Source organism: Psychrilyobacter sp. (genome assembly GCF_037132775.1).
GTDB lineage: Bacteria > Fusobacteriota > Fusobacteriia > Fusobacteriales > Fusobacteriaceae > Psychrilyobacter.
Genome location: NZ_JBAHZY010000116.1, coordinates 1 through 7,824 on the forward strand (window position 1 = coordinate 1; position 7,824 = coordinate 7,824).

Here is a 7,824-nt window from a genome sequence, read left to right on the forward strand (position 1 = left end):
TTCTCTAATTAGCTCTTTTCGTGCTAATTCATCAGGGGATAAATCTTTTCTTCTTTTTCTCATAAAAAAACCTCCAAATTAATGTAATTGTAGTTTACACTAATTTGGAGGTTTACACAAAATATGAGACAGACCCTAAAAGGACGCTGAAATCAGTGTCCTTTTGTTTTTAGCTCCTTCTACCCTTCCACTACTTCTATTAAATCTCCTGCTTTTATCTCTCCACCTTTTAAGATTTTAGTGAATATTCCCTCTTTAGGCATTACGCAGTCTCCTACTAATTTCTTAATTTCACATCCAACGTGACATTTTTTTCCTATTTGAGTTACCTCTTGAAGAGTTTCACCAATTTTTAATTTTGTCCCAACCGGTAATTCATATAAAACCAGACCTTCTGTTGTCAGGTTTTCAGCAAATTTTCCTGTAGAAAACCCTACCCCTTCTAAATTTTTTAATTTTTCTATACTGGAATTATCGAGTAGACTAACCTGTCTATGCCAGTTACCGGCATGGGCATCTCCTACTAAACCATGATCTACCTTAAACACTCCCACTTTTATAGGTTGCTTCACAACACCCTTTGTTTCACTTATATTTATTGCAAGTATCTTTCCTTTTATAGTACTCATGATTTTCTCCTTTTTTATTTTTTTATTATCTAGTTTAAATTTTCGCAAGAACTACGATGTCACAGGGAACCATAAGAAGGAAGAGTTCTACGAGATCTCAATGATCTCCCCTGGATTTACTAACTTATATCCCGGTATATTTTCTACTTCTTTAGAAAAATCTTCTGATTTGATATATTCAATGAATTTTAAAACTCTTTCATCTTCTAGACTGTCCTTTAAAACTGCAAAATCATAATCTTCATAATCTACAAGTATAAAATCAAGATCTAATATATCGGCTGCAGATTTAACCCCTAAAGTCAGGTCACAGGTTGAAGATTTAACTGACATTGCTGCTGCCAAATGAGTTGTAACTTCCCTTTCATATCCCTGGATATCGTTATTATTTATACCTAATTTTTCTAAACTATAGTCCAGAAGAATACGAGTTCCTGCTCCCTTTTGTCTATTCATAAATATCAGATCATTTCGTGTCAGATCTTCAATTCCCTTTATTTTTTTTGGATTTCCTTTGGGTATTATCAGACCCTGTTCCCTCTTTATTCCTTTTATTAAAACTACATCTCCAGATGGAAAATATTTATTTAAAATATCTATGTTGTAGTTCCCACTTTTACTATCTAATATATGGATAGGAGCTATCGTAGTTTCTTTTTTCTTTAACGCTAGTATCCCACCAAAACTTCCCACATGGGATAGGGACAATCTCACACTGTCGGAAATCCTGTCCATTATAGGATCGTTACTTCCAATTACTACTATGGATTTTTTTATACTTGAGAGTGGCTTGAGTAATTTTATCTCTACCTCTTCCCCGAGATCATGTCCTTCGTTATTTCTAGATATCACAAGTATTCCGTCGGCTTTTACTAGACTCATACTGACTCCTGCTCCTCTATCTAAAGGAGTAGCAACCAATTTACCTCCTACATAACCTAGGGTCATACGGACAAATTCTTTATGTTTCAATGAGGAGTACACTCTCTTAGATAAACTGGCTTTTATTGTGATTGCCTTTTCATCATCTCTACATAACATCTTTTCTAGGAGTGATTTTACAAACTGCTGGTAGACAAAATATGCTGAGACTGGATATCCCGGTATTCCTATTACAGGTTTATCCTTAATAAATCCAAGGATAGTTGGTTTTCCCGGTTTGATAGCTATGCCGTGAATTATAACTTCTCCCAATTCTTCTATGAGAGATTTAGTATAATCATGGGTTCCTGCCGATGATCCTGCATTGATTATTACCACATCATTTTTTTCTACTGCATCTAATATATTTTTCTTCAACAGGTCCTTTTCATCCCGAACAGGTGAATACCGATATGGTTCTCCTCCTGATACGGTGATCATAGCTTCAAACATCCTAGAGTTAGAGTCTATGATATCTCCTATTTTTAGATCTCTATAGTCTTCTACAATCTCACTTCCTGTTGGAATAATTGCAATTTTTGGCTTTGTAATTACCTCTATCTCAAATACTCCCCCAGCAAATAAAGCACCTATATCCTCTGGTCTGATCTCATGAAATGAAGGTAAGATCATATCATTTTTTATTATATCTTCACCTACATTTCTTATATGCTGATAGGGATACGCAGATTTTATTATTCTGACGTCTCCATTTTTTGTTTCCACTACTTCCTCTATCATAATAACAGCATCAAATTTACTATCGATAGGGTTTCCTGTATTTACATAGAGAAAATCTTTATCTTTTTTTAGTGTTACAGGACTCGTTTCACTGGCAAGATCTGTATCTTTAGATCTGACTAATATTCCATCCATAGCTGAAGCATTAAAATTAGGAGATGATACGTTGGCAAAAACAGATGACGATGTTACCCTACCCAAGGATTTTTCCGTAGAGATTGTCTCTTTTTTACTATATTTTTTAATCCTGTTAAAAAACAGTGGTTTAGTTTCTTCTAAGCTGATATTATCTATAAATGTATTTCTCAAATTTCTGCCTCCTAAAATCTATATACCTTCACCCTGCTCCCTTTTTCTAGCCCCTCTATATGACTCTCTAATATTATATACCCATTAGATTTAGTCATAAGAGTTGTCATCCCTGATTTTCCAAAGATAGGAGTAATCACAATCTCATTGTTTTCAATAGTTTTACTGATCATCTGATATGTTGTTCGTCCAGGGGTAGAATGTAGATTATGAGATAAAATCCCATGGTAATAATCATCGCTATCCTCACAAAAATATAAACTTTCAACAAGTTTTTTTACAATGATATTAAAAACAACCATGGAGGAAATAGGGTGCCCAGGCAATCCAAAGATAAGTTTATCATTTGATTTTCCGATAATAGTAGGTTTTCCTGGTTTTATAGATATGCCGTGGACAAATACCTCTCCTCCATCTAACATGGAGATAACCTTGCCGGTATAGTCATAGTTACCGGCAGAACTTCCTCCTGATATGAGCACTATATCTGATTTTTCAGTTGATTTTTTTACCTCTTCCAATATAGTTTCAAAATTATCTTTTACTATTTTTTTCTCTGTTACAATCCCGAATTTTTGGATAGCCAAAGAAAGAGTATAGGAGTTTACATCTCTGATTTTCCCCATCTTATACTCTTCAGTCTCTCCTATTATCTCATCTCCTGTAGAAATTATAGAAAATGTAAATTTTTTAAATACAGGTAGTTTATATATCCCTAAAGAGGCAAGAGCCCCTATATTTTCAGGAGTTATAGTTGATCCTTTTTTTAGAATAACCTCACCTTTTTTTACATCTTCTCCCATGAGCATTATATTTTCAAAATTACTTACCGGTTTATGCACGAGTAAAGTATCTTCTAATATCTCACAGTACTCTATCATAATCATAGAATCTGCACATTCTGGAATCATAGCACCTGTGGGGACGTATATTGCCTCTCCACTTTCTAATTTTTTAGAGGTGTTTTCCCCCATTAAAACCTCACCTTTTATGGTGAAAAATGCAGGTATACCTTGAGAAGCTCCCAAGGATTCCTTGGATTTTATGGCATACCCATCCACTGTAGATCTATTAAATTCAGGAACATTTAAACTAGCAACAACGTTTTCACACAGGATTCTCCCCAGGGAGTCTTCCAATTTACATGTTTCTTTTTTCCCTTTAAGTGAAGGTATCTTTTTTAAAATTAATTCCTCTATCTCATCTATATCAGTTACCTTCAAAAAATTCATATTTTACTCCTTTTTACTCCATCCCTAATTTCTCCAAAATTATTTTTTCTCCCTTTAAATTCTCAAAAAAACTATGGTCGTGGGTCACGACAATTATAGTATTCCCCTCTTGGTTATATTTTTTCAAGATATCTATAAGTTCCAATCTTGCGGATTTATCTAAGTTTGCTGTAGGTTCATCTAATATCAATAATTTTGGAGAAAATGAAAGTGCCCTTACAATTGCAACTTTTTGAGTTTCCCCACTTGAGAGTTTAGAAGCCTCCTTGTTTTTTAATACATTTAAATTAAATATATCCAAAAGAGCCACCATACTTTCATTTATATCCTTTCTTTTTCTGATCTTCAATGGATATGCAATATTTTTATAGACATTCCCTTTAAGCATATACGGATTTGCATCTACTAGTGAAATTTCATCTTGTGTAAAGGGATCCTCTACTTTGCCTCGATAATCATTATCTATTTTGGCTAAAATATTTAATAGTGTTGATTTTCCGGCTCCATTTTCTCCTAATAAATAACTAATTTTACCATTTTTAAAAATAAGTTCCGGAATATCTAAAATGTTTTTTTTGTCATATTTTTTTTTTAAATTTCTAATCTTAATATCCTTTATCATATTTAATTATTCACCTCAACCTTATGAACATATATGAAATTATTAATTAAAAATGTAATCCCTAATAATATTATTCCAAGTGCTATTCCTGTAGAATAATCTCCCATGGAATTTAACATAGATATAGATGTCGTCATTACCCTAGTAGATCCCTTGAGGTTACCACCTACAATCATAACTGCCCCTACCTCTGTTATTGCACGAGAAAAACAAGTAATGACTATTATTAATAGTTCATCTTTTAATTCAAATAGGATTAAAAATAACCTGTCTTTTCTACTCCCACCCAGTATCATCCCTACCCTGTTTATTTTTCGTGCCTTAGAACGACTGAGTGTATAGGTCAGGCTCAGACACAGAGGCAAGATCAAGAATGATTGAGCTATTATGATAGCTGTAGGAGTGTATAGTAGTTCTAAAAATCCAAATACTGAATTTCTAGATAGTATTAGTGCTATTACCAGCCCTACTACTACTGATGGGACTCCCATCAAAGAGAATGTTATTCTGGCAAAAAAAATTTCTCCTTTAAATTTTTTTAATCCTAACTTCAATCCTATAGGTATAAATATCATTGAAATTATTGCTGTTGAGATAAAGGCAACTCCTATTGACAGAAAAATGACTTCGTATAATTCCTTATTTAAAGAAATTATCAGTTGAAATGCCCTTATAAATCCATTTAATATATAATCCATGTTTTTTCCTTTTTAAGTTTCCATCACAATAAATAACGATCCATTAAATTCTTTTGCTTAAAATACTGATATAGTTTTTGTGTCTATATAATTAATCATCTTATTTTATCAGGATTTATCCTCCGATACTTACCATATTTTTTTTTATATATTTTTTTTCATTCAACCTGTGTTCTTTGGGTTTTTCTTCCATAATTTCTTTTAGGGCTTCTATCGGTTCTTCCTCACATAAAAGTTTTAAAAGATCATATTCTATATCTGAGTGTAAACAAAGTTTTAACTTACCTTCAGAAGTTATCCTTATCCTATTGCAAGATGAACAAAATTTATTTGAATTAGGAGATATAAACCCAATTTCACCCTTTGAATCTGGTGCTTTATAAATTTTAGCTATGCTTTCTTCCCTATAAAATTTTAATTCCCTGTATTTCTTTATGACTTCTTCTCCTGAATAATATTTACCCTTACCCCACTCTATATTATCTCCCATTGTCATCAGCTCAATAAACCTTATCTGAACCTCTCTATCTTTAGTAAAATTTATAAAATCTCCTATTTCATCACTGTTAAAGTCATTGATTAAAACACAATTTATCTTTATGGGAACCATCTTCAGTTCTTCTAATTTATCTATAGTTAATAAAACTTCATTTAAACCGTCTACCTCAGTTATATCTTTAAAATGTTCCCTATTAAATGTATCTAGACTTAGGTTTACTCTATCTAATCCGACTTTTTTGAGGCTCTCTAATCTATCTGATAATAACAATCCATTACTAGTCATGGTAATTTCTTCTATCCCATCTACTTTCTTTATTCCCCTCACTATCTCTATCAAATCTTTTCTTAACAGAGGTTCTCCCCCAGTTAATCTTATTTTTTTTATCCCTATTTTTGAAAATAATTTTACTAGATCAACGATTTGTTGCTGTGACATATTTTTTTCGAAACGATGTATATTATCACCGGGATTGCAATACTTACACTTAAAATTACAACTATCTGTCAATGAAATTCTCAAGTAGTCTATATTTCTACTATATGAATCTAACATATTTCCTCCCTCTATTTCCTAGCACAGTCTCCTGTTTTTTTTAATAAAATTTCTAACCCGTGATGTATTGGTTCTAACATATATTCTAGTATTTCCTTTACAGCTTTAGGACTTCCAGGAAGATTGATTATCAGTGTATTTTTTCTAATCCCTGCAACCCCTCTAGAGAGCATCCCACGATTAGTGATCTTCATACTAAAAGCCCTCATAGCCTCTGGTATTCCAGGTGTCAGCCTTTCTATAACTTTTAGAGTTGCTTCTGGTGTCACATCCCTGGGAGAAAACCCCGTTCCCCCTGTAGTTAAAATTAAATTTATATCCCCTCTTCCTACAACTTCTAACAACTTACTCTCTATAAGGTCTTCCTCATCTGGAATGAGTTTGGTTACAATAACTTCATATCCAAAATTTTCTACACACTCTATAATTATTTTTGTATTGAGGTCTTCTCTCTCTCCTTTAGACCCCTTATCACTCATACAAATTATTCCAACTCTCATCATTTCACCTCTTATTATAAAATAATAACACATTCTATTTTACTTATATCAAGCATAATATACCTCATTTTTATATAAATCAAGTTTTTTCCAAAATTCCATAATTAAATACCAAAAAAAGCATATAGATGCTTTAATGGTAACAAAATATAAGCATAAGGTAATATTTCTTATTTTTCCCCATTCCATTCAGAATGGAAATTTTCTAAGAATTCTTCCATTACTCTGTGTCTGTTTTGAGCTTTTTCATATCCTGTTTTAGTATTCATCTTACCCTTTAGAAGGAGAAGTTTTTCATAGAAATGACTTATTGTATCCTCCTTGGCTTCTCTATTATTTGTATCTACTCCAGAATCTGGGTCATACATAACTCTTTTTTTATATCCTCCATATGCAAAAGTTCTGCCTATTCCTATGGCTCCTATAGCATCTAATCTGTCTGCATCCTGCACTATCTCGCCCTCGATAGTTTCCATCTCATGTTTATTTTTTCCACCCTTAAAGGATATATTATTGGCTATATAAACTACATGATCTATTATCTTCTTCTGCACCTCTAACTCTAACAGAAAATTACTTATGATATTTTTTCTATCCTCGTCACTGTATCCAAATTTATGATCTGCGATATCGTGTAGGAGAGCTCCTAGTTCGACCACAAAAATATCGATATTCCCCTTATAAAGTGATCTTTCTTTCTTAGTTATATCCAGTGCATTGTTGTAAACCCTTACAATATGCCACCAATCATGTCCCGATCCTTCACCTTCTAATTTAGCCTTAACAAATTTTTTAGTTTTTTCTATAATTAATTTTCTCTTCATTCTCAACACTCCTACAAATAATTTTTTTATATTTTTATTTTAACATATTTATTTGATTCTAATAATAGAATAGTACAAATGAAAAAAAGATAAAAAGATAAAACTAGTCACGAATTACACTAATGGACACGAAGGGAAGAAAAATTAATAATGTATAATATGGTGGTCGTGTTTGTCAAACAGTTTATGAAAAAACTTAAGCAATTTTTTGAGTACCAAAATATACCTTAGCAGGTGTTTCATAATCTAAAGAACTATGTCCTCTATCGTTATTATAAAAATTAATATACCTTT

Annotated in this window: 8 protein-coding genes; all 8 read right to left on the reverse strand. The window is 32.3% G+C overall.

What is annotated here, in order from left to right; genetic code table 11:
• Window positions 1–179: 179 nt before the first annotated feature.
• The 8 genes from V5784_RS07655 to V5784_RS07690 all read right to left on the reverse strand — a co-directional run bounded on the left by V5784_RS07655 (window position 180) and on the right by V5784_RS07690 (window position 7,530).
• On the reverse strand, window positions 180–629 hold the full coding sequence (locus V5784_RS07655; protein ID WP_336888440.1) for an MOSC domain-containing protein: 450 nt from the start codon (window positions 627–629) through the stop codon (window positions 180–182).
• An 87-nt stretch (window positions 630–716) separates the two neighbouring features.
• Entirely contained in the window at window positions 717–2,600 is a 1,884-nt protein-coding gene (locus tag V5784_RS07660; protein WP_336888441.1) for a molybdopterin biosynthesis protein, read from the reverse strand.
• Window positions 2,601–2,611: 11 nt separating this feature from the next.
• The gene (locus V5784_RS07665; protein WP_336888442.1) at window positions 2,612–3,832 is read right to left on the reverse strand and encodes a molybdopterin molybdotransferase MoeA; all 1,221 of its coding nucleotides are present in this window, start codon (window positions 3,830–3,832) and stop codon (window positions 2,612–2,614) included.
• Between the two features lie 13 nt (window positions 3,833–3,845).
• Complete coding sequence (locus V5784_RS07670) at window positions 3,846–4,454, reverse strand: ATP-binding cassette domain-containing protein (protein WP_336888443.1); 609 nt, start codon at window positions 4,452–4,454, stop codon at window positions 3,846–3,848.
• Between the two features lie 2 nt (window positions 4,455–4,456).
• On the reverse strand, window positions 4,457–5,152 hold the full coding sequence (locus tag V5784_RS07675) for an ABC transporter permease (RefSeq protein WP_336888444.1): 696 nt from the start codon (window positions 5,150–5,152) through the stop codon (window positions 4,457–4,459).
• Between the two features lie 115 nt (window positions 5,153–5,267).
• A complete protein-coding gene (moaA, locus tag V5784_RS07680; RefSeq protein ID WP_336888445.1) occupies window positions 5,268–6,206 on the reverse strand; it encodes a GTP 3',8-cyclase MoaA in 939 nt (312 codons plus the stop codon).
• An 11-nt stretch (window positions 6,207–6,217) separates the two neighbouring features.
• Window positions 6,218–6,706 (reverse strand): MogA/MoaB family molybdenum cofactor biosynthesis protein, encoded by a 489-nt coding sequence (locus tag V5784_RS07685; RefSeq protein ID WP_336888446.1) that lies wholly within the window; start codon window positions 6,704–6,706, stop codon window positions 6,218–6,220.
• Window positions 6,707–6,876: 170 nt separating this feature from the next.
• On the reverse strand, window positions 6,877–7,530 hold the full coding sequence (locus V5784_RS07690; RefSeq protein WP_336888447.1) for an HD domain-containing protein: 654 nt from the start codon (window positions 7,528–7,530) through the stop codon (window positions 6,877–6,879).
• Between the last annotated feature and the right edge of the window lie 294 nt (window positions 7,531–7,824).